The 22,410-nt window shown below is 59.5% G+C and carries 18 protein-coding genes and 1 pseudogene; 16 read left to right on the plus strand and 3 right to left on the minus strand.

The genetic code is table 11. From position 1 onward, the window contains the following. Positions 1 to 74 precede the first annotated feature (74 nt). The gene (locus tag ACP7B1_RS21790; protein ID WP_426137251.1) at positions 75 to 1,061 is read left to right on the plus strand and encodes a DUF1402 family protein; all 987 of its coding nucleotides are present in this window, start codon (positions 75 to 77) and stop codon (positions 1,059 to 1,061) included. A gap of 11 nt (positions 1,062 to 1,072) precedes the next feature. On the opposite strand, the gene ACP7B1_RS21795 is transcribed toward ACP7B1_RS21790, so the two are convergent. Next, positions 1,073 to 1,786, minus strand: a complete 714-nt coding sequence (locus ACP7B1_RS21795; protein WP_346305086.1) for a transglutaminase-like cysteine peptidase — start codon at positions 1,784 to 1,786, stop codon at positions 1,073 to 1,075. A gap of 248 nt (positions 1,787 to 2,034) precedes the next feature. On the opposite strand from ACP7B1_RS21795, the gene ACP7B1_RS21800 reads away from it, so the two are divergent. The 5 genes from ACP7B1_RS21800 (at position 2,035) to ACP7B1_RS21820 (ending at position 7,854) form a co-directional block, all read left to right on the plus strand. Continuing rightward, positions 2,035 to 2,601, plus strand: a complete 567-nt coding sequence (locus ACP7B1_RS21800; protein ID WP_346305085.1) for a DUF4337 family protein — start codon at positions 2,035 to 2,037, stop codon at positions 2,599 to 2,601. 95 nt (positions 2,602 to 2,696) lie between these two features. Next, positions 2,697 to 2,975 (plus strand): metal/formaldehyde-sensitive transcriptional repressor, encoded by a 279-nt coding sequence (locus tag ACP7B1_RS21805; protein ID WP_346305084.1) that lies wholly within the window; start codon positions 2,697 to 2,699, stop codon positions 2,973 to 2,975. Then, the gene (dmeF, locus tag ACP7B1_RS21810; protein ID WP_346305083.1) at positions 2,972 to 3,910 is read left to right on the plus strand and encodes a CDF family Co(II)/Ni(II) efflux transporter DmeF; all 939 of its coding nucleotides are present in this window, start codon (positions 2,972 to 2,974) and stop codon (positions 3,908 to 3,910) included. The genes ACP7B1_RS21805 and dmeF overlap by 4 nt, the downstream gene beginning before the upstream one ends. A gap of 316 nt (positions 3,911 to 4,226) precedes the next feature. Continuing rightward, entirely contained in the window at positions 4,227 to 7,004 is a 2,778-nt protein-coding gene (locus ACP7B1_RS21815; protein ID WP_346305082.1) for an autotransporter outer membrane beta-barrel domain-containing protein, read from the plus strand. 343 nt (positions 7,005 to 7,347) lie between these two features. After that, entirely contained in the window at positions 7,348 to 7,854 is a 507-nt protein-coding gene (locus ACP7B1_RS21820; RefSeq protein WP_346305081.1) for a Csu type fimbrial protein, read from the plus strand. Positions 7,855 to 7,904: 50 nt separating this feature from the next. On the opposite strand, the gene cfa is transcribed toward ACP7B1_RS21820, so the two are convergent. Next, positions 7,905 to 9,095, minus strand: a complete 1,191-nt coding sequence (gene cfa / locus ACP7B1_RS21825; protein WP_346305080.1) for a cyclopropane fatty acyl phospholipid synthase — start codon at positions 9,093 to 9,095, stop codon at positions 7,905 to 7,907. 96 nt (positions 9,096 to 9,191) lie between these two features. Further along, positions 9,192 to 10,277: a diguanylate cyclase gene (locus ACP7B1_RS21830; RefSeq protein WP_346305079.1), complete on the minus strand. Its 1,086-nt coding sequence runs from the start codon at positions 10,275 to 10,277 to the stop codon at positions 9,192 to 9,194. Between the two features lie 455 nt (positions 10,278 to 10,732). Between ACP7B1_RS21830 and ACP7B1_RS21835 the strand changes: the two genes are divergently transcribed. The 10 genes and pseudogenes from ACP7B1_RS21835 to ACP7B1_RS21880 form a co-directional block, all read left to right on the plus strand. Then, positions 10,733 to 11,761 carry a substrate-binding domain-containing protein gene (locus ACP7B1_RS21835; RefSeq protein ID WP_346305078.1) on the plus strand — a complete coding sequence of 343 codons (1,029 nt, stop codon included), beginning with the start codon at positions 10,733 to 10,735 and terminating at the stop codon, positions 11,759 to 11,761. A 69-nt stretch (positions 11,762 to 11,830) separates the two neighbouring features. Continuing rightward, on the plus strand, positions 11,831 to 13,366 hold the full coding sequence (locus ACP7B1_RS21840; RefSeq protein WP_346305077.1) for a sugar ABC transporter ATP-binding protein: 1,536 nt from the start codon (positions 11,831 to 11,833) through the stop codon (positions 13,364 to 13,366). A gap of 22 nt (positions 13,367 to 13,388) precedes the next feature. Beyond that, entirely contained in the window at positions 13,389 to 14,378 is a 990-nt protein-coding gene (locus ACP7B1_RS21845) for an ABC transporter permease (protein WP_346305076.1), read from the plus strand. A gap of 2 nt (positions 14,379 to 14,380) precedes the next feature. After that, on the plus strand, positions 14,381 to 15,385 hold the full coding sequence (locus tag ACP7B1_RS21850) for a sugar-binding transcriptional regulator (protein WP_288192261.1): 1,005 nt from the start codon (positions 14,381 to 14,383) through the stop codon (positions 15,383 to 15,385). Beyond that, positions 15,382 to 16,374, plus strand: coding sequence for an aldo/keto reductase (locus ACP7B1_RS21855; RefSeq protein ID WP_346305075.1), 993 nt, complete (start codon positions 15,382 to 15,384; stop codon positions 16,372 to 16,374). Before ACP7B1_RS21850 ends, ACP7B1_RS21855 begins: the two co-directional genes overlap by 4 nt. Positions 16,375 to 16,385: 11 nt before the next feature. Then, positions 16,386 to 18,130, plus strand: a pseudogene (locus ACP7B1_RS21860) (glycerol-3-phosphate dehydrogenase/oxidase). Next, a complete protein-coding gene (locus tag ACP7B1_RS21865) occupies positions 18,103 to 18,945 on the plus strand; it encodes a class I fructose-bisphosphate aldolase (protein WP_223614916.1) in 843 nt (280 codons plus the stop codon). The pseudogene ACP7B1_RS21860 and the gene ACP7B1_RS21865 overlap by 28 nt, the downstream one beginning before the upstream one ends. Positions 18,946 to 18,978: 33 nt before the next feature. Next, the gene (locus ACP7B1_RS21870) at positions 18,979 to 20,508 is read left to right on the plus strand and encodes an FGGY-family carbohydrate kinase (RefSeq protein WP_346307343.1); all 1,530 of its coding nucleotides are present in this window, start codon (positions 18,979 to 18,981) and stop codon (positions 20,506 to 20,508) included. Further along, the gene (locus ACP7B1_RS21875) at positions 20,505 to 22,121 is read left to right on the plus strand and encodes a GMC family oxidoreductase (RefSeq protein ID WP_346307342.1); all 1,617 of its coding nucleotides are present in this window, start codon (positions 20,505 to 20,507) and stop codon (positions 22,119 to 22,121) included. The genes ACP7B1_RS21870 and ACP7B1_RS21875 overlap by 4 nt, the downstream gene beginning before the upstream one ends. Before the next feature lie 146 nt (positions 22,122 to 22,267). After that, a partial coding sequence (locus ACP7B1_RS21880; protein ID WP_426137254.1) for an FAD-dependent oxidoreductase occupies positions 22,268 to 22,410 on the plus strand: 143 nt, incomplete at its 3' end.

The raw sequence follows: 22,410 nt of genomic DNA on the forward strand, positions 1-22,410 counted from the left end.
GCGTGACATTCCTACCTGTATATTTCGAGCGCATGCTTCCCCTATGCTTTCGGTCAAGAATGGAGACGTACTTTATGAGCTTTCCCGCGGTATCTCGCTTGGCCGCAATGCTGGTCATCGGCATTGGCATCGGTAGTTTCCTTGGGCAACCGGCCGATGCTGCCAATGAGGTGCTGGTGCCGCCGGGCAACCGTTCCGAGACGCAGCCACCCATCCCCAAGACATCGGCGGACCGGGCAAAAGCGTTCAACACGACATATGACGAAAAATACAAGCAGATCGTTGCGCTGCTCACGCGCGAGACAAAGCTGGTTGCGCAGATCAAGGATGCCGCCCGCGCCTATCACATCGATCCCATTCACATCGTCGGTGCGCTGGTCGGGGAGCATACCTACAATGTCAGTGCCGTCGGCAAGGTGCAGACCTATTATGTCAAGGCGCTGGCCTATGCCAATGCGGACTTCTCCTTCCGGTACAAGGGCGTCACGATCCAGGCTTTTGTCAAAAGGCCGGAATTTGCCGCCTGCGCCGCGCTGACAGCTAGCGCCGAGCTGTGGAATTGCCGTGATCAGGTCTGGGATGACCGATTCAGGGGCAAGACCGTCGATGACGTGGCCTATGAACCCATTTCACTTCAGCGGGCATTTTTCCAGCCGTTCTACGGCGGTCAGACGTTTGGCCTCGGTCAGATAAGCCCGCTGGCAGCCCTGGAGGTGACGGACCTTGTCTCGCAGGTCAGCAAACTTCCAAAGCTTTCCCCTGATCAGCCTCAGGCGGTTTATCGCGATGTCATGGATCCCGACCGCAGCGTCGTCTACATTGCGGCAATCCTGCGCGATGCCATCGACGCCTATGCGGCGCAGGGTTTCGACATTTCGAAGAATCCCGGCATCACAGCGACCCTGTACAATGTCGGGCAGCCACGGCGCCGGGCCGCCGAGTTGCGGCAGGCGATCGCAAGCGGCAGCAACCGCAAATATCCGGTCGAAAACTATTATGGCTGGCTGATCAATGAAAAGCTCGATGACCTCGAAGGCATTCTTCAATCGAACGGGCAATGATCGGCGTCAGATCAGTTTCTTGCCTGAAGGTTTGCGGTGGAGGCTCTTGATGCGTCTCCGCGCAGATTGATGGAGACCCAGATGTTGGGATTTTGCTGCGACTGACGCTTGAGGAAATTATAGCCGGTGACGTCCCATGGCCGGACCTGGTCAGCCAGATTGTCGAGGACGAAATCGCCGCGGTCGGTCTTTACCGTCAGGATCGTGTGACCTTCGTCGTTCAAATCGCGCACGATGGTCATGAGCAGCGCCTGCCGTGGAAATCCGGCATCGAGCAGAAGCTTGCGCTTGTAGAGAGCATAAATCTTGCAATCGCCCTTGCCGTCGACCGGGTAATCCCAGTGATCCATCATCGTGCCCCAATGCTCTAGATTGCTCATCGGTTCGATGGAGGCATTCACCTCGCGGTTGATGCGTTCAAGGTAATTCCATGTCTCGGCTGTGAGTTTGACATCGGCTGCCGGCAGCGGCGAGACATTGCACTCCGCGGGACGCCGGCCGCAAAAATCCACCCAGCCATAGGGAATGCTCGTCTTGCCGCCGGTGGCTGCAGCGCTTGCCGCCGAGGGCTTCGTGTTGCCGGGGATCGCGCCGAACAGGGCCGCGCGGCGCTCGAAGGACACGGAGCGTGCCGTGGCCGCCGTGGACGGATTCGAGGAACCCGCATGCGTCAGCGATGAAAGGCCCAAAAACACACAGATCGCAACGCTCAACACACGCAACATTGCCGCTACCCCAACAAACTCTTAACAAGGAGTTAACGCCAAAACGGCTGCGTCAATCAATCAAATGTTAAACAAATGGTTAATGGTCGTCGGGCGCGTTGCAAGGTTTCTCCGCTCGTGTCGATCGGCAATGAGGTGTAGCGTCTCATTGTGGATTGCGGGACAAGAGGGGATGCATCATTCGCAATCATCACAATTCGAACACACTGCGAGCGATCCCCTGGCGTCAGGAGAATGGGAGAATCTCGATGGAAGAAATCTCGTCTGAAGCATTTGAACACACGGAGCATGCGCAGCACGCCCTGCACAGCGAGAATGCCTTTCTCGCCATTGTTGCGGTAACGATTGCGGTTCTTGCAGTCGTCGCTGCGGGGGTCGGCAGTCTGGAAACAATCGAGAGCGGCGGGGCCACCGCGGCCAAGACCCAGGCCGTGCTCTTCCAGAACAAGGCCACGGATAACTGGAATTTCTTCCAGGCCAAGAGCCTCAAGAAAAACATGTACGATATTGCCGCCGCGCAAGGCGGACCAAAGGCGGCCGACTTTGCCGCCCAGTCGCAGCGCAATGAAGCGGAAAGCCAGGAGATCCAGAAAACGGCGCGGGATTTCGAGGTCAAATCGGAGGATGCATTGCAGGAAGGCCTCGTCCATGAAGGGCGGCACCATCACCTGACAATCGCAGCGACTTTCCTGCACATAGCGATCGCGGTCGCGACCATTGCCATTATCACCGGCGGCCGCCGCTGGCCCTGGTATGCATCCATTTTTCTGGGGGTCATCGGCACAATCATAGCCGGCGCGACCTACGCGATCTGAGCGTTTTTTTTCTCGTTTGATCATCAGCGCCTCCGATCAAGGGGGCGGGCAGAATATGTTGCATCTTTCCGTTATATAGGGTAGGGGGGTATATTATGTCACACACAACCAAAGATAAAGCCAAGCTCCTCGCCCGCGTCCGCCGACTTAAAGGGCAGATGGAGGCAGTGGAGCGCGCGCTGGAGGCGGAAGTTGCCTGCGGTGAAATCCTCAATCTCGTCGCATCCGTCCGTGGCGCTGTAAACGGCCTGGTTGTCGAGCTGATCGAAGATCACGTTCGCATGCATGTGGTCGATCCGGACAAGGATCCCGATGTGGAACGGGCCCAAGGCGCTGCGGAACTCATTGATGTCGTAAGGAAGTATCTCAAATGAAAAATCACCATGCGGCACAGTCAAATGCCGGCGCGCACGACCATATATTCCTTGGCCAGAACCACGCGCGCAACGAACGGCGCACCTGGATGGTTATCGCCTTGACCACGGTCATGATGATTGCTGAAATTGCCGCCGGAACCGTCTACGGTTCAATGGCGCTGGTGGCGGATGGCTGGCACATGTCAACCCACGCGGCGGCAATGCTGATAGCAGCCTTGGCCTATCTCTATGCGCGAAAGCACGCGCACAATTCGCGTTTCACGTTCGGAACCGGAAAATTCGGTGATCTGGCGGCCTTTGCCAGTGCGGTTGTTCTGGCTCTGATTGCACTGCTGATTGCCTGGGAAAGCTTTGTCAGGCTGGCGAATCCCGTTCCAATCAATTTTCCCCAGGCAATATCGATTGCCGTGGTTGGTCTTGCGGTCAATCTGCTTTCCGCCTGGCTCCTGCGCGATGATCATTCGCATCATGGAGACCATGATCATCATCACGATCATGCGCATGCGCACGACAATAACCTTCAAGCGGCCTATATCCACGTGCTCGCTGACGCACTGACCTCGGTGCTTGCTATCGGCGCTCTTGTAACGGCAAGTCTCTATGGATGGCTTTGGCTCGATCCGGCCATCGGCATCATTGGTGCGCTGGTCATCGCCAATTGGTCGTTTGGGCTCATCCGGCGTGCCGGGGGCGTGTTGCTGGACTATGTTCCGTCAAGCGAGGATCTGCCGGAAGAAATCCGTTCGGCCATCGAACGGGAAGGGGATGTGATCACGGATCTGCATGTCTGGCAGCTGGGCCCGGGTCATCACGGCGCCATTGTTTCGCTGGTGAGCGATCATCCGAAAGCACCGTCTTCCTATCGCGCAAAGCTGTCCCACATTCATGATCTGTCGCATGTGACGGTCGAGGTTGAGCATAAGGCAGCCTGACGACTGCGACAGAATTGATTCCCATGCAGCAATGATTCTCATGGGGTTGCCTTTGGAAAGCGTGTATTTCCGAGGTTGGCGTTAACCTTTTCTGGGTACCTGCTTGTAGTGAATAAACGCGCAACAGAAGGCATTGCGCGTTTATTCCACACTCCTTGAAAGTAGCAGTGCTTAATTGTGTTATTTTTGCCACTCGATGTTTATTCCGTGTGGATTAAGCAGAGAAATACTCTGAACTGACTAGCCTCATTTCAACAAAATATGCATTTTGTGCTGCTTGGGTGCGTGTTCGCACCGGAATGCTGGGGGAGCCACCATGCGTTTTTCCGTGTTGCACACGCGATTTCTGTCTCTTTTTACCACAACAGCACTCATCTCAATTGCCAGTCCAACCATAGGTTGGGCGGCGTGCAGCAGCCTTGCGCCGGTATCGGGCCAGACGGTCACCTGCGATACCTCGGCACCCAATCCCGCGACGGCGGGCGTGCATGCGGTAGCCGGAAGCTCCGGCGTCAATGTCAATATTGGCAGTGGTGCCCAGTTGAATATTGTCCGCAGCCCCACCGAGAACTCCGGTGTCAGTGTCGTGGATGGCAGCACTGTCGTGAACAACGGCGCGATATCGCTGACGGGATCGGGCAGCACCGGACTCAATCGCGGTGCGGGTCTGGTTGGCACCGGAAGCAACAACAGCCTGACCAACAACGGTTCGATCAGCACGACCAACCAATACAATGACGGCATGGCCGCAGACGGCTCCGGCAATACGCTCACAAACAATGGCACGATCACGACAACGGGACCCAACGCTTACGGCATGACGGCCAGTTGGGGGCAGAGCGGCGGCGGATCGCCGAACAATACCCTTATCAACAATGGAACGGTCACAACCAACGGAAGCAATGCGCGTGCGGCCTCCATTCTCGGGCAAAACGGAACCGTCATCAATACCGGTACATTGACGACAACCGGCAACAGCGCTCCAACGGTTTACATGCAGGGCACCAATGCCCGTCTCACCAACAGCGGTGTGATTCATGCGCAGGGTGGCGCGGCATCCGGTGGCCTGCCTTCGGACGGCGTGTTTTCGAACACGCTGGGGTCGAGCTTCAACGCGACAATCGAGAATTTGGCCGGCGGTCAAATCATCAGCGATCAGGGGCCCGCGATCCGCACGCTGAACGGCGCGACCAAGATCACGAATGCCGGATTGCTGAGCGGCGGCAATGGTTTCGCCCTGAGCGGCGGCACCGGCAATATCGACTTCACGCTGCAGACCGGCTCAAAAATCATTGGAACCGCCAATGGCGGGGGCGGCAGCAATCAGCTGACCCTTCAGGGGGCCGGGTTGATCGACAACGCCTTCACCAATTTCCAGACGATGTACATGAAAGGTACTGACTGGACATGGGCGGGAACCGGAGATTTTCACGACAGTTTCATCCAGACAGGCAACTTCACTCTGCAAAAGGACCTGACCGGCAATGTCACCGTATCCCCGGGAGCGAAGCTGCTCGCCGGAGGTGGCTTCAATCCATCGATCACACCATATGCCGGCGGACCGGCAATCACTGTCACCAATGCGGGTGTCATCGATTTGACCAATGGTTCGGGTGCTGCGGGAGACCGGCTGACCATCGTGGGCAACTATGTCGGCAACAATGGCTCACTTCTCCTGAACACCGTTCTTGGCGATGACTCCTCCGCATCGGACAAACTCGTTCTATCCGGTGGAACGGCGACCGGTACAACCGGCATTGCCGTTACCAATGTCGGAGGGACCGGCGCTGCGACGGTGATTGACGGCATCAAAGTGATCGATGCCGTGAATGGTGCCACAACGGCCGGGAGTGCATTTTATCTGAGCGGCCGTGCCGCGGCCGGGGCTTACGAGTATTTTCTGTTCAAGGGGGGCGTCAGCGCGAACACGACCCAGAATTGGTACTTGCGCTCGGAATATGTCACCCCCACGCCGACGCCGGACAATCCAACGCCGACCGGACCTATCATTGCGCCAACCGATCCGGCAACGCCAAACGTTGTGCAGCCGCCCGTTCCAGGCGGACAACCGCCGGAACCGGGTGCAACACCGGTTACCCCGGTCGTTGAGGAGCGGGGCGGGGTGTCCGTGAGCGTCGTGCCGCTGCTTCGTCCGGAAGTCGCGACCTATTCCGCACTTCCGCCGGCCGCCAGGCTGGCAACGCTGGCAACGCTGGGCACGTTCCACGAGCGCCGCGGCGAGCAGAGCGTTCTCACGCCGGGCAGCGATCTGTCGGCGGCCTGGGGACGCGTTTTCGGTCAAAGCATCGAGCAGGGCGGGGCAGGCACGGCATCACCCTCGATTGACGGATCAATTTGGGGATTCCAGACGGGTATAGATATCCTGCGCCGGCAGAGTGAAGGCGGCCATCGGGATATTGCGGGTATCTTCTTCGGTTATGCCGGCATGAATTCCGATGTCAAAGGTCAGGCCCTTGGCTGGAACAATTTGAGCACGGGCAAGATCAAGGTCGACGCGACAAGTGTCGGCGGTTACTGGACGCATATCGGTCCCTCCGGCTGGTATCTGGACGGTATTGTGATGGGGACCTGGTATGGCGGCAATGCGCGCTCGGTGAGCGGAGCCGGCATAGACAATGATGGCAGCGGCATTACCGTGTCGCTCGAAGGCGGCTATCCCTTCGCACTGACCGACAACTGGCTGCTTGAACCGCAGGCGCAGCTCATCTGGCAGCGCACCTGGCTCGACAATCAGCAGGATGCGTTCTCCGGTGTTTCGTTCGACAGCAACGATGCCGTGACAGGCCGTATCGGTGCGCGGCTGCAAGGCAATTACCAGACCGCGCGTGGATTGTTCCAGCCCTACCTCAAGGCCAATCTCTGGCACAATTTCAAGGCCACCGATACGGTGCTGTTCGGCACCGATCCGATCACGACCCAGGCGGAAAGCACGTCACTCGAATTGGGCGGCGGTATCGTCCATAACTTCACCAAGAATGTCAGTGCTTTCGCCACCGCCGACTACACCTTTGACGTGAGCGGCGAGCGGAAGCGCGCCTTCGAGGGGAATATTGGCCTGACCGTGAAGTGGTAGCAGCCAGTCTTGCAAGCCGCCCTGGCATTGTGGCTCGTGGAGCGCTCATTTGAAGCGTTCCACGTGTTCACCTTCAATTGCGCGGCATGTTGCAATGGAAAGCCATGTATCAGATAGATGAATGACAGGGCGGATGGGTTAATATTCCGCAACCAGATGCTTAACGTAAATTCATTTACAAAGGATACGTGATTAAATATTTCCTCGTTGAGGGTGAATAGTAGCCATTCGATAATTTCTTTTAAATATATAAGAATTAAGTATTATGCAGTGAATAACTACTGAGTCCTTTATAGAGAATCGGAGGTGCTTGCCAGCGGCAAGCAAACCTTGAGGAGGATGAATGAGTTTCGGATATTCGGTGCGCAAGTTCACGACAGTCGGTCTGGCCGCTTTGCTTGGCCTTTCCAGTCCGGCATTGGCCGCCACGACAACCGGTACCTTTACTGTCCAGATTGCTATTCAGGCATCCTGTGTCCTGGTGAGCACCGCGACGCTCACCTTCACCGCCGTGGGCGTGATCGCGGCAAATGACGATGCGTCCACCACGCTTTCCGTTCAGTGCACCAACACGACGCCGTACAATATCGGCCTCGATGCGGGGATCGGCGTGGGTGCAACGGTCGCTTCGCGCAAGATGACCGCGCCCGGCGGCGCGCTGGTGAACTATACCCTCTATTCCGATACCAACAGAACCACCGTGTGGGGGCAGACCATCGGTACCGATACGGTTTCAGCGTCGGGTAGCGGCGCGGCGCAACCCTATACGGTATACGGGCGGGTTCCCGTCCAGACAACGCCAGCGCCCGGCACCTACACCGATACGATCACGGTGACCGTCACCTATTGAGGATAAGCCGAATATGTGCGGCTGATCTGCCGCACGGGCCTTGCTCTCGTTCAGGAATGCCGCTGATATCCTCCGGCAACACCCTGGGGTGAGAGGACCGTCTGCCAAAGCTGGATCTGACGCGCCCGAAAGCATCCGGCCATGCACAACAGGTAATAGCGCCACATGCGATAGAAACGCTCGCCATATTTGGAAGCAAATTGCGGCCATGCGGCCTCGAACCGCGCATGCCATGCCAACAGTGTCCTGTCGTAGTCGGCACCGAAATTGTGCACGTCCTCGATGACGAAGCGGCCATCCACGCTGGTGGATATCTCAGCCAGGGACGGCAGTTCGCCATTGGGGAAGATATACCGGTCAAACCACGGATCGATCACGTTCCGGGTGCGTTTCCGCCCGATTGTATGCAGCAGGAACAATCCGTCATCCGACAGGCTGCGCCTGCAAGCGTCAAAGAAAGCGGCGTAGTTCTTGTGCCCGACATGCTCAAACATGCCGATCGACGCAATCCGGTCGAATTTCTCAAGTCCCTCGACATTGAACGATCGGTAATCCGCGAGGCGGAATTCGACGGGCAGGCCCTTCAATGTCTGTTGCGCGAATTCCGCCTGTTCCCTGGAAATGGTCAAGCCGACACAGGAGACGCCATAGTTCTCGGCGGCAAACTGCATCAGACTGCCCCAGCCGCAACCGACATCCAGAAGGCGCATGCCCGGTTGTAGACCGAGCTTGCGGCAAACGAGATCGAGCTTTGCACTCTGGGCGTCGTCGAGATTGCCGGCGTCTTTCCAGTATCCGCAGGAATAGGTCATGCGGCGGTCAAGCATCGCGGAAAACAGGTCATTACCAACATCGTAATGTTCCTTTCCAACCTGCCAGGAGCGCCTGCTGTTCTGCAAGTTGAGCAATCGCGCCCGCAATGTTTGCAACACGTCCTTGGCCGTCACATGTTCGGTCAGATTGGCGCGAAATATGCGGTCAAAGAACTGATCCAGCGCCGCACAGTCCCACCATCCGTCCATGTAGCTTTCGCCGAGGCCCAGACTGCCTTGCCCCAGGATGCGGGTTGCGGCTCTCGGATCCTTGATCTGGATATCCCAGGGGGCGTCGCCGTTGACGCGAATACCGGCACGGCCCAGAAGATTGCTCAATGTACCGAGTGCTGAAGACTTGCTGCCGTTGGCCGGTGCCGGCTGTGGTTTGGCTTCTCTCTTTGATGCGTCGTCGAAATCCACGTCCATGTTTGCTCCAGCGCTGGTGCTTCAAGTGTACCGTTGGGATCGAAACCTGATTTGCAGCCATATGAGCAGAAAGGACGACGCAATGTCAAAAATTGTTCAGGCGACTTCCACCCGATTGCGTCCGCTGGTTTTCGCGCGATAGAGCGCCCTGTCTGCCGCTTTCAGCAATGCTTCCATGCTGGTGTGCTGCCCGTTGAGACTGGCAACGCCCGCACTGACCGTGACGGTTACGTTCTCAAGGTCCGTGGAAAAGCGCGCAAGCTCGATCTCGCTGCGCACCCGCTCGGCGAGTTCATTGGCTACGTCCTGCGGCGTATTCGTCAGCAACAGGACGATTTCCTCGCCGCCGTAACGGACAACGACGTCGGTGATGCGGACATTCCTGCGGATGATCGCGGCGACATCCGCCAGCACCATGTCACCCGTATCGTGACCCCACCGGTCATTGATGGCCTTGAAATGATCGATGTCGATCATGACCAGGGAACAATGGGCTGCCTTGGACTTGTTGTCATTCATGGCCCGAAGCGCCGCGCGATCGAAAGCGCGCCGGTTCTGCAGCTTTGTCAGCGGGTCCACCCAGGCTTCGTGCTCCAGAGCCCGCATGATCCGCAGGCGGGACTTTTCCCGCTCGAGAAAATCCGAGAGAATCACGACATTCACAATGTTGGCGACGACGACGGCAAAGAGGGGAAATCCGACGATCGTTGCAATGATGTCGCGCGGCAACAGGCTGATCGAGACGAGCGACAATGAGGCGAGCATGCCTGTCACAACGGAACGGATAAACCCGATCGGAAGCTTGCGCACGGGGATAAGCGCGACCCCGCACCCTATGGCGCAAATCAGGACAATCGAAATCAGTCCCGGTACCACCCCCACGCCGCCAAGCCAGATTCGGTATCCCGCCATGAACAGGGCGGCAACGATTGTGCCGACAGGCCCGCCATAAGGGTATGCGATGGCAAGCAATGCTGTTCGTCCGTCAAAGATGACCCCCGGTGCGATAACGACCGGATCATTCATCGACAATATGCCGCCAAGCGCCAGCAGAACGCCGACAGCCGCGCCCTTTTTCCACCCTTTGGAAAAGGTGCGGATGACAATGGAGTAGCTAAGGATGACAAGCGCCGTCAGACCAAGGATACGAACAACACCGGTCAACAATATGCTGTAGTCCATGTGGCCCTCTTGGTGTTTGTGCATCAAACCTGGCCGCAGCAGATGATGAGCATATCAGATCAGCGAAGACAGAATGTGGCAAGCGCTTGCCGGTCACATTTTGTCACTGCCTTCACTTGCCGTGTATAGGTTGAGAAAAGGTCAATTCGGCGCGAGATGGATGAAACGTTTCATGGCGGGTGCTGTTTTCGCCGGCGCGGCCGGATTGCAATCGTCACCAACCGGAGGTGCCATTCCAGCGGGTTATCAGGCACGGCATATCCGTGTCTGACCGGGCAAATCCTGAATTGCATGAATTATAATTCACGTTATGAATTATATTGACAGTCGCTTTGTCATACGCTTAGTTATCCCTGCCAGCACTCGAGGAGGATTGCTGGTCTTCATAAGGAACAGCGGCGGCCATTCAAGGCGCCACACACCAATGGGAGGGGCTTCGGCCTCGAGGAGGACACTTGCGCACTTTTCTGGGCACGACCGCCATGGCGGTCCTTGCGACCACACTCTTTGCATCTTCGGCAAGCGCGGAAACGGAAAATCCGTTCCGCTGCAAGCCGGGTGAAAAATACGTCATGAACGTCATGGTTTCGGGCGTTGAATACTGGTTTCCCGTTTATGAAATGTTCAAGCAGGCGGGCAAGCAGCTGGGCTGCGAGACAGCCTATACGGGCACACCGGAATATGACGTCAACAAGCAGATAGCAAGTTTCGATCAGGCGCTGGCGCAGAACCCTGCCGGTATTCTGGTGCATCCAATGAATTCCGACCCCTTCATCGAACCGATCAACCGGGCGGTGGATCAGGGCACGGCGGTCGTCACCTTCGCGGCCGACTCGCCGCTGTCCAAGCGGATTTCATTCATCACCTCGGATAACAAGCGTGAAGGTATCTACGCCGCCGACGCCATCGCCACGAAGCTGGGCGGCAAGGGCGAGTATGCCGTTCTGGAAAATCCGGGCCAGGACAATCATGACCGCCGCGTCACGGCCTTTATCGACCGGATGAAGGAAAAGTGGCCGGATATGAAGCTGGTCGGCAGGGCGGCGTCGAATCAGGACCCGACAAAGGCGTATCAGGGCCTGATGAGCATCGCCCAGGCCAATCCCAATCTGGCAGCCGTCTTCATGCCGGAAGCCAACTCGGCGATTGGCGCCGCGCAGGCCAACAAGGAAAGCGGCGGCAAGATTCTCGTCATGTGCGCCGACGTCAATGCCAATATCCTTGATATGATCAAGGCCGGTCAGGTCTTCGGCTCGATCAATCCCAATCAGGGCATGCAGGGCTATATGGGCTTCATGCTCCTCTGGTTCGCCAAGCATCCGGAACTGATCGATCCCATGAACGATGCCAAGCGCGCCGGGTCCAACCCGATGAGCATCCCCTTCGTCGACAATGGCCTGTCCATTGTAACAGCCGACAATGCGGATGACTTCTTCTGGGACAAGTACCTCAAGCGTCGCGGCACCAAGGGCATCGACGAGTAGTCTTCGCAGACGGCTATCCGGGCCCGCAAGGTCCGGATAGCCTCGGCGAACGGGAGGGAGGAAGGCGCGATGGCATCGGAACCGGTCTTGAGTATCCGCGGTATCACCAAGCATTTCGGTGCGGTGAAAGCGCTGATGGGCGTCGACTTCACCCTGGCGCGCGGCGAGGTCCATGCGCTTTGCGGTGAGAACGGTGCTGGAAAATCCACGCTCATGAACATTCTTGCCGGCGTCCTTCAGCCCGATGACGGTGAGATTCTGCTTGATGGCAAACCGCGGAAGATCGGATCGCCTTCGGTTGCGCAGTCACTGGGCATCGGACTGGTGCACCAGGAAATCGCGCTCTGCCCCGACGCCAGCGTCGCCGAGAACATTTTCATGGCCACCACAAGCCGCCGCCGGTCGTTTCTGATGAATTACCGCAGGCTGGAACGCGACGCGCAGGCGGTCATGGACCGGCTGGCGCCCATCGACGTCCGGCAAAGGGTCGGCGACCTGGCGATTTCCAGCCAGCAGCTGGTGGAGATTGCCAAGGCACTCACGCTCGACTGCCGGGTGCTGATTTTCGACGAACCGACGGCGGCGCTGACGGAAGCGGAAACGCGGATACTCTTCGGCATCATCCGGGAACTGAAGGCGCATGGCATTTCCATTATCTATATCAGCCACCGGATGGCGGAGATTTTCAGCCTGTGCGACCGGGTCACCGTGCTGCGCGATGGCCGCTATGTCTCCACCGAAGATATTGCCGATGTCACCCCCGATGACGTGGTGCGGCGCATGGTGGGACGCGAGATCACGCAGCTCTATCCGCCCAAGCAGATCGAAACCGAGCGCTCGGGCGAGACAATCTTGTCGGTTCGCGCGCTTGGCGACGGGGACCGTTTCAGCCGCGTGTCGTTTGATCTGAAGCGCGGCGAAATCCTCGGGATTGGCGGGCTTATCGGGTCCGGGCGCACCGAGATTGCCGAGGGCATCTGCGGCTTGCGTGCGGCAGTCGAGGGTGAGGTTTCCCTGCACGGCACGTCGCAGACCATTCGAACCTATGCCGATGCGGTCCGTGCCGGCATTGTCTATCTCTCCGAAGACCGCAAGGGCTCGGGCGTTTTCCTGGACCTGTCGATTGCCCAGAACATCTCCGTTCTCAACCTGAAAGCGGTGACAGGTCATCTGGGTTTGATCGATGCCAAGGCCGAAGGCCAGCTCGCCCGCGACTTTGCGCGCAGGCTCGGCGTGCGGATGAACCATGTCGACATGCCGGTGTCATCGCTCAGCGGCGGCAACCAGCAGAAGGTGGCCATTGCCAAGCAACTGGCGGTCCAACCCAAGGTTATCCTGATGGACGAGCCGACGCGCGGCATCGATGTGGGTGCGAAATCCGAAATTCACCAGCTTCTGCGCGAACTCGCCCGCTCCGGGATCGGCATTGTTGTCATTTCCTCCGAGCTTCCGGAGCTGTTGGGCCTGTGTGACCGGGTGCTTGTCATCCGCGAGGGAACGGTGGCCGGTGAACTCGGCAGCGATGAAATGAGCGAAGAAGCGATTATCCGGCTCGCATCCGGACTGAAACATACAACGACGCATGCACCAGAACATGCAGCCTGAAGAGCGATTGGGAGATACACGAATGGCGGTCGAGACGATGACGGCAAAAACGGTGCGGGGTTCATCCTGGAAGAAATTGGGCTCGATGCGCGAAGCCGGCCTGATCGCCATCATTCTGGCGCTCTGCATCGCGATGAGTTTTGTCTCGCCGCATTTTCTGACGCTTGGCAACTTCCGCGCCATGCTGATGAGCTTTTCCGTGGAAGGCATTGTCGTTGTCGGCATGACGATCCTTTTGATCGTCGGCGGCATCGATCTCGCCGTCGGTTCGGTTGTCTGCTTTGCCATGGTGCTTTCCGGCACGCTGTTCCTGGCCGGGCTCGACCCGTGGACGGCCTCGCTCATCGGCATTCTGGCCAGCGGGCTGATCGGCTGTGTCATGGGGTTCTTCGTCACGGTGGTGGGGCTCAACCACTTCATCACCTCGCTGGCCGGCATGGTGATCGTACGCGGCCTGTGCCTGATCATCACCAAGGGAACGCCGCTTTCGCTTTTCACCCTGCCGCCCGCATTCAAGGCGGTCGGGCAGGGCTCGTTTTACGGGGTACCTTACGTCATCCTCATCTTCTTCGCGGTCGTCATGCTGTTCGATTTCCTGCTGCGGCGCGCCACCGCCCTGCGCAAGGTTTTTTATACCGGCAGCAATGAAAAGGCGGCGCTTTATTCAGGCATCCGCACGAAGCAGGTCAAATTCTGGGTAACGGTTCTCTGCTCGACGCTCGCGGGGTTCGCCGGGGTGATCTACATGTCGCGCTTCGGCGCGGCGACACCGACCTTCGGCGTCGGCATGGAGCTCAACATCATTGCAGCTGCGGTTATCGGTGGTGCATCGCTCAATGGCGGGTCCGGCACGATCCTTGGCGCCATCCTTGGCATAGCGCTGCTGTCGCTCGTCACCAGTTCGCTGGTGCTGCTCGATGTCTCCGTCTACTGGCAGGACATGATAAAGGGGTGCATTCTTCTGACGGCCGTCTCCATCGACCATTTCCTGCACAAGCGGAAGGCCTCCTGACCATGGCGATTATCAAACTCAATCCGAAACACGCGGCGCCGCGCGAGGAAATCGTCATCGCGCGGCAGATGCACCAGGCGCTGGTCCTGCACTTTCTCGAGGGGTTGACCCAGGCGCAGATTGCCGACCAGCTCGGGCTTTCCCAGCCGACGGTCAACCGCCTCATCAAGCGCGGCCGCCAGCTTGGCCTCGTCGAGATCAAGATCAAATCGCCGGTCGAGCCGCTGGTCGATATGGAGGAACAGCTGCTGGCGCTGGGCGGCATCAGCCGTGCCATTGTCGTGCCGACGGTGTCCGACAATCCGCAGACGGCGCTTCAGGCGGTCGGCGAGGCTGCGGCGCGATTGCTGATCGAGGAGATCACCGATGGCGATACGATCTGCATTACCGGCGGCAAGGGTGTCAGCGCCGTGGTTGCCGGATTGCAGGCGCCGCGCCGTTTCGATGTCGAGGTGATCCCGGCCACCGGCTGCGTCCAGGGCAAGCACTATACCGATGTCAACCATGTCTCGACCCTGATGGCCGACAGGCTCGGCGGGCGCGCCTACCAGATTCACGCGCCGCTGTTTGCCGACAGCCCTTCCGAACGCGCCATGCTGATCAACATGCGCTCGGTCGCCGATGTCTTCAAACGGGCGCGCGAGGCCAAAATCGCCGTCGTCGGTATCGGCTCGATCCTCACGGATGACTCGAGTTATTACGACCTGCATCCATCATCGAGCACGGATCTCGAGGCGATCGAGCGTTCCGGCGCGCGCTGCGAATTGCTGGCCCACCTGCTCGATGAGCGCGGACAGGTTTGCGATTACAGCCTGAACGGTTCACTGGTCTCGCTGACGCTGCAGGAGTTCGCCTCCATTCCGACCAAGATCGGGGTTGCCAGCGGACCGAACAAGGCGCGGCCGATCCTCAGCATCATGCGCGGCAATCATCTGGACACGCTGGTGACGGACGAGGCGACGGGACAGCGCATTCTGGACATTGCCGCTGAAGGAGAACAGGCATGAGCAACGAGCAATTGACGCGGGCAATCGGCAAATCCGGCGTGCAGGCGTCGGCCGTGGGGCTGGGGACCTGGGCCATCGGCGGCTGGATGTGGGGCGGCACCGACGAGCAGGAATCGATTGCCGCCATCCAGGCATCGCTGGATGCGGGTGTCAGTCTCATCGACACGGCTCCCGCCTACGGGCTTGGGCGTTCGGAGGAAATCGTCGGCAAGGCTCTCAAGGGACGTCGCGACAAGGCCGTCATTGCCACCAAATGCGGTCTCGTCTGGCACACAACCAAAGGCACGCACTTTTTCGATCAGGACGGCAAGCCGGTGCACCGCTATCTCGGGCGCGATGCCGTTGTTCACGAGGTTGAGGAAAGCCTGCGGCGTCTCGGCACCGATTACATCGATCTCTACATCACCCATTGGCAGGACCCGACCACGCCGATTGAGGAGACGGTGCGGGCCATGGAGGATTTGCGCAAGGCCGGCAAGATCCGTGCCATTGGCGCAAGCAATGTCAATCTCACTGAACTCAACGCCTACATCGCCACCGGCGCGCTGGATGCGATCCAGGAACGGTTCAGCATGATCGACCGGGAGCTTGAGACCGAATTGCTGCCGGTAACGCGCAAAGATAACGTTTCATTGCTGAGTTATTCGTCGCTGGCGCTGGGTCTGCTGTCCGGGACTGTTGATCCCGGGCGCGTGTTCTCCGGCGATGACCAGCGCAAGGACAATCCGCGCTTCTCAGTCGATAACCGATTGAAGGCAAAACAGTTTGCCGACGCCATTCGGCCTGTCGCGGACAAACACGCAGCCAGTATCGCCCAGATCGTCATCGCGTGGACGCTGGCGCAGCCGGGCATCACCTTTGCGCTGTGCGGGGCGCGCAACCCCGATCAGGCGCTCGACAATGCGCGGGCGGGAACCATCCGGCTCGGCACAGACGACCTCTCGGCCATTGACGCGGCCATCGCAGTGCAACTGGCAGACATGAGGTAACAGGCTGCATCATGAACCGTGAAGAGATATTTGACGGACTTCGTCGAAGTCCGAAGGTGGACGTGTGCGTCGTCGGCGGCGGTATCAACGGCATCAGCGTCTTCCGCGAGCTGGCGCTGCAGGGCGTCAATGTACTGCTCGTCGAGAAGCATGACTACTGTTCCGGTGCCAGCGCTGCCCTGTCGCGCATGGTGCATGGCGGCCTGCGTTATCTTGAAAACGGTGAATTCAGCCTGGTGCGGGAATCGCTGGCCGAACGCGACCGCCTGTTGAAAAACGCGCCGCATCTTGTTGCGCCGCTGCCCACGACCGTCCCGGTCTTCGATATTTTCTCCGGTCTTGCCAATGGCATCGTGCGGTTTCTGGGGCTGAGCCGCAGACCAAGCCGGCGCGGCGCGGTTGCGGTCAAGGCGGGCTTGAGCATTTATGACTTCCTGACCCGCAAGCGGGCCCTGATGCCGCGTCACCACTTCCGCGGGCGCCACGCGACGCTGGCCAAATGGCCGGCGCTCAATCCCGCCGTCAAAAGCTCCGCGACCTATCACGATGCCTGGGTCAAGCATCCCGAACGCATCGGGATGGAGGTGCTGAGAGATGGCCTTGCGGCGGGTGATCACGCCTGCGCCCTGAATTACGCCGAACTGCGGCGGTCTGCTCACGGCTTCGTCGTCCACGATCACGTCACCAGCGCGGCCACGCCAGTCGAGCCCGCCTTCATCATCAATGCGACAGGCGGGTGGATCGATATCGCCAATGCCGGTCTGTTTTCGCAGGAAAAGCGGCCGGTGCCGCTGATGGGCGGCACGAAAGGATCGCATCTCATCATCGACAATGCGGACCTCGCCGGAGCCCTCGACGATCACATGATCTATTACGAGAACGAGGACGGACGCATCTGCATCCTCTTTCCCTATCTCGGCAAGGTTCTCGTGGGCTCGACCGATATCCGCGTTGACGATCCTGAGAGCGTTCGGTGCGAGCCGGATGAGCGGGATTATATCCTGCAGTCACTGGCCTTTGTCCTGCCCGGTATCCGCATCCGGCCGGAAGACATTGTCTTCCAGTTCTCCGGCGTGCGTCCCCTCCCGGCCAGCAAGGATGATTTTACCGGTCGTATCCCGCGCGATCACTACTGCACGATCATCGAACCATCCGATGGCGCGCCGCCGGTGCTGTGCATGATCGGCGGCAAATGGACGACATTCCGCTCCTTCGGTGAGCTTGCCGCCGACATGACGCTGGAACGCCTGCACCGGACACGGGAGGTAACAACGACAGCCCGTCCCATAGGCGGCGGACGGGCATTTCCGGAGGATATCGGCCAATGGATTTCGCGGATTTACGGCGAAACAAGCGTTCCTCCCAAACGAATTGCAGAGCTCTTTGAGCGATACGGTACTGATGCCGAAGCGATTGCACATTTTATCGCGGCCGACCGGGATAAGACCATGCCGCATCCCGGTTATTCGGTTCGGGAGCTGTTGTTTCTCATTCGCAACGAAGCGGCCGAGCATCTTGACGATCTGCTGTTGCGACGCACCACGCTCGCCATCAGCGGCCAGCTATCCCTCGACATGACGGAAACGGTGCTCGATGTGCTCGCACGCGAAAAGGGCTGGTCGCCCGCCCGCCGGAAAGCAGAGCTTGACCGCTTCCTCACCCTTCTTGCCGGGCGCCACGGCGTTGGCCTCGGCACACTCACCGCACGCAATGAACAAGGAGTACGATATGCGCAACAATCTTAAGGTCCGGATGAACCGGCTGTTCGGCGCGGGGCGCTGCCTCGACGTGGCGATCGATCACGGCGTGTGCAATGAGCCGTCATTCCTGAATGGTCTTGAGGACATGGCGGGTGTCGTCCGTGCGCTGGTGGCGGCAGGCCCGGATGCCATCCAGATGAATTACGGCCAGGCCGATCTTTTGCAGGATGTCGCCGGCAAGGACAAACCGGCGCTGGTCATGCGTATCGACATGGGCAATCCGTACAATGCCATCCGCCATCGCGACATGTGGGCGGTGCTGCAGAACGAGGCCGAGCCGCTGATCGGTGCAATCCAGATGGATGCGGCCTGCGTCGTCGTCAATCTTTTCATGCTGCCCGACGAGCCGGACCTGTTCCGTCAGTGCGTGCAGAATATCGCGCGGGTCCGCGCCGACTGCGACAAATACGGCATGCCTCTGATGATCGAACCGCTTGTCATGCAGCCTGTCACGGAACGCGGCGGTTACATGGTGGATGGCGATGCCGACAAGATTGTCACGCTCACCCGCCTTGCCCGCGAAATGGGCGCTGATATCATCAAGGCGGACCCGACGACGGCGGCGGAGGATTTTCACCGCGTGGTGGAGGCGGCGCGATGTCCTGTTCTTGTGCGGGGCGGCGGCAAGGAGGACTTGCGCATCGTCTTCGAGAAATCGGCGGCCCTGATGCGGCAGGGAGCCGTGGGCATGGTCTATGGCCGGAACATCTATCAGCATGCCAATCCGAGCGCAGTGGTGCGCGGGTTGATGGCCATTATTCATGACAATGCCAGCGGCGAGGATGCCTACGCGCTCTACCAGCAGGGCTGAGAATGAAAACAAGAACCTGAGGAGGGGTTCCGTATGGGAGAGTATCTTTTGGGTCTTGATGCCGGCAACACCATCATCAAGGCCATCATCTTCGACCGGCAAGGCAATGAGATTGCGGCGGCTGCCGAGGAGGGGCATAGCAGCATGCCGCATCCGGGGCACGTCGAGCGCGGGCTGGACGAGCTTTGGACCAATGCGCGCCGGGTCATTCAACGCTGCATCGCCGACGCCGGAATAGGCCCCGAGCAGATCGCTGCCATCGGCTGCGCCGGGCATGGCAACGGTCTTTATACCCTTGACCGTCAGGGCAATCCTTTGCTGGCAATCCAGTCCCTGGACACACGGGCGGCGGATCTCGTGGAAGAATGGCAGGCGGAAGGTGTCGGCGACCGCACCTATCCGATCGGCCTGCAGCGGCCCTGGCCGTCACAGACCCCGACGCTGCTTGCCTGGATCAAACGCCATCGACCGGAAACATTCGCGCGGATCGGTACGGCGTTCCTGTGCAAGGATTTCATCGTCAACCGCCTGACGGGAAAGCGCGTGAGCGAGGTGTCCGACATGGCCGGATGCGGTCTGCTCGATGTCGCGCAGCGGCGGTATGACCGCGAGCTGATGGCCGCCTTCGGGCTCGGCGATTGCATGGACCTGCTGCCGCCGCTCATTGAAAGCGCCGATATCGCCGGAACGGTCACGCAGGTCGCCGCCGACCAGACCGGACTTGCCGCCGGCACGCCGGTCATTGGCGGGCTTTTCGATGTGATTGCCTCGGCAATCGGCTCGGGTGTAACCCGCACGGGTGCAGCGTCGATCATCGCCGGTACCTGGAGCATCAATCAGGTCGTCGTTGACGCGCCCCGCCTCAAAAAACCGTTCTTCATGTCGTCGACCTTCGATCGCGAGCGTTACATGGCGATTGAATCGAGCGCGACGTCAGCCGCCAACCTTGAATGGCTGGTGCGTGAGTTCTTCCACGGCGAACAGCCGGATGGCGGATCGCCATTCGATCGCTGCTGTGAACTGGCGGCGGCGGTGGAACCGGCCGCCGACGATCCGATCTATCACCCGTTCCTCTACGGCGCGCAGCAGGACGGCAATGCGCGGGCAGGTTTTTATGGCGTCGCGGGCTGGCATACGAAAGGTCACCTGATCCGGGCCTTGCTCGAAGGCGTCGCTTTTGGCCATCGCCAGCACATCGAAACATTGCGGGACGCAGGCGCCAATTTCGACGAGGCGGTGCTGTCCGGCGGCGGTTCGCGCAGCCTGATCTGGCCGCAGATTTTTGCCGATGTCCTGGGGGTTCCGGTGACAGTGGCGCGGTCGAGCCAGACGGGCGCGCTTGGCGCAGCAATCGCCGCAGGTACAGCGGTCGGCATTTTCCCCGATTTCGACGCCGGTGCCGCGGCCATGGTCGTGACGGAGCGGTCCTATCGGCCGGATGCTGCAAGGGCTGGCCATTATGCCAGGCGTTATCAGCTCTACCGGGATATCGCCGATGCCATGGCGCCGGTCTGGAAGCGCATGGCCGCGCGTGACGCCGTGATGGCGGAGGCTGCAGCGTGAGCAATGCATCGCCAATAGATGAAGGCGCCTATGATTTTATCATCGTGGGGGCCGGATCGGCCGGCTGCGTGCTGGCGAACCGCCTGTCAGCCGATCCGAAAAACCGCGTGCTCCTGCTCGAGGCGGGCGGCAGCGACCGCTATCACTGGGTTCACATACCCATCGGCTATCTCTATTGCATGGGCAATCCGCGCACGGACTGGATGATGAAAACCGCTGCGGAGGCAGGGCTGAACGGCCGCTCGCTTCCCTATCCGCGCGGCAAGGTGCTGGGCGGCTGTTCGTCGATCAATGGCATGATCTACATGCGGGGGCAGGCCGCCGACTATGACGGCTGGCGGCAGGCCGGGAACGCCGGCTGGGGCTGGGACGATGTCCTGCCCTATTTCCTCAAATCCGAAGACAATTACCGTGGGTGTTCGCCGCTGCATGGGGCAGGGGGCGAATGGCGCGTGGAACGGCAACGCCTGTCCTGGCCCATCCTCGATGCGTTCCGCGATGCGGCCGAAGAGCTTGGCATTGGCAAGACCGATGACTTCAATGGCGGTGACAATGAGGGCTCCGGCTATTTCGAGGTCAATCAGCGCGGCGGCGTTCGCTGGAACACCACCAAGGCGTTTCTGCGTCCTGTCTTGAAGCGATCCAATCTCCGGGTATTGACCGGCGCGGAGGTGCAAAGGCTGGAGTTCGACGGCAAGCGCGCAACAGCCATTCGCTTTGAACGAAACGGTCAGGTTTGCAAGGCTGCCGCTCGCGAAATCATCCTGTCGGCGGGGGCGATCAACTCGCCGAAAATCCTTGAACTGTCGGGTATCGGAAATTCTCATTTCCTGAAGCAGGCGGGTCTTGAACCGGTTCATGACCTGCGCGGCGTCGGCGAGAACCTGCAGGACCATCTGCAGATCCGTACGGTTTTCCGCATCGAAGGGGCGAAAACGCTGAACCAGCTCTACCACAACCTCTTCTCGCGCGCCGGGATGGGACTGGAATACGCGTTGCGCCGTTCGGGGCCATTGTCGATGGCACCGAGCCAGCTTGGCATTTTTGCCAAAAGCGACCCCGCGCTGCTGACACCCGATCTCGAATACCACGTCCAGCCGCTCAGCACGGATCGTCTCGGCGAACCGCTGCACCGCTATCCCGCCGTGACCGTGTCCGTCTGCAATCTGCGCCCGGAAAGCCGTGGCAGTGTCCATGTCACCGGACCCGATGCCAGCCGGCAGCCGGAAATCCGGCCAAACTACCTCTCCACGCCGGGTGACAGGCTGCTGGCGGCCCGGTCGATCCGCCACGCGCGCAATCTCATGGCAACGCAAACCTTGAAAAAGTATCGTCCGTCCGAGATGCTGCCCGGCACGCAGTACCAGAGCGACGACGAATTGATCCAGCGCGCCGGGGATATCGCGACCACGATTTTTCATCCTGTCGGGACCTGCAGGATGGGCAGCGACGACCGGTCCGTTGTCGACCATGCCCTGCGGGTGCACGGTGTCGCGGGCCTGCGCGTTGTCGATGCGTCCATCATGCCAAACATCGTTTCCGGCAACACCAACTCGCCTGTCATCATGATTGCAGAAAAGGCTGCTGATCTCATTCTTCGCGGGGCGCAATAGCCGCCGGAGAACAGTCCCGTCCGCAATATATCTTGCCGGGGGAGTTGATGCGCGTTATATTTTCTTTTGGTTTCGTATTTGTTTCGCAGTGGTGCTATATTGGCTGGCGCTGGCGGGCAGGACGGTTGCGAAGAGGGAGATGAGCGGTGGCACAGGACGGGATCTACGATATTTTCGTGATTGGCGGCGGCATCAATGGCTGCGGCATTGCCCGCGATGCGGTGGGGCGCGGCTACAGCGTGTGTCTGGCCGAGATGAACGACCTGGCCAGCGGCACCTCGTCGGCCTC

Origin of the sequence: Phyllobacterium sp. SL163, assembly GCF_049896885.1 — a bacterium.
Classification (GTDB): domain Bacteria; phylum Pseudomonadota; class Alphaproteobacteria; order Rhizobiales; family Rhizobiaceae; genus Phyllobacterium; species Phyllobacterium calauticae.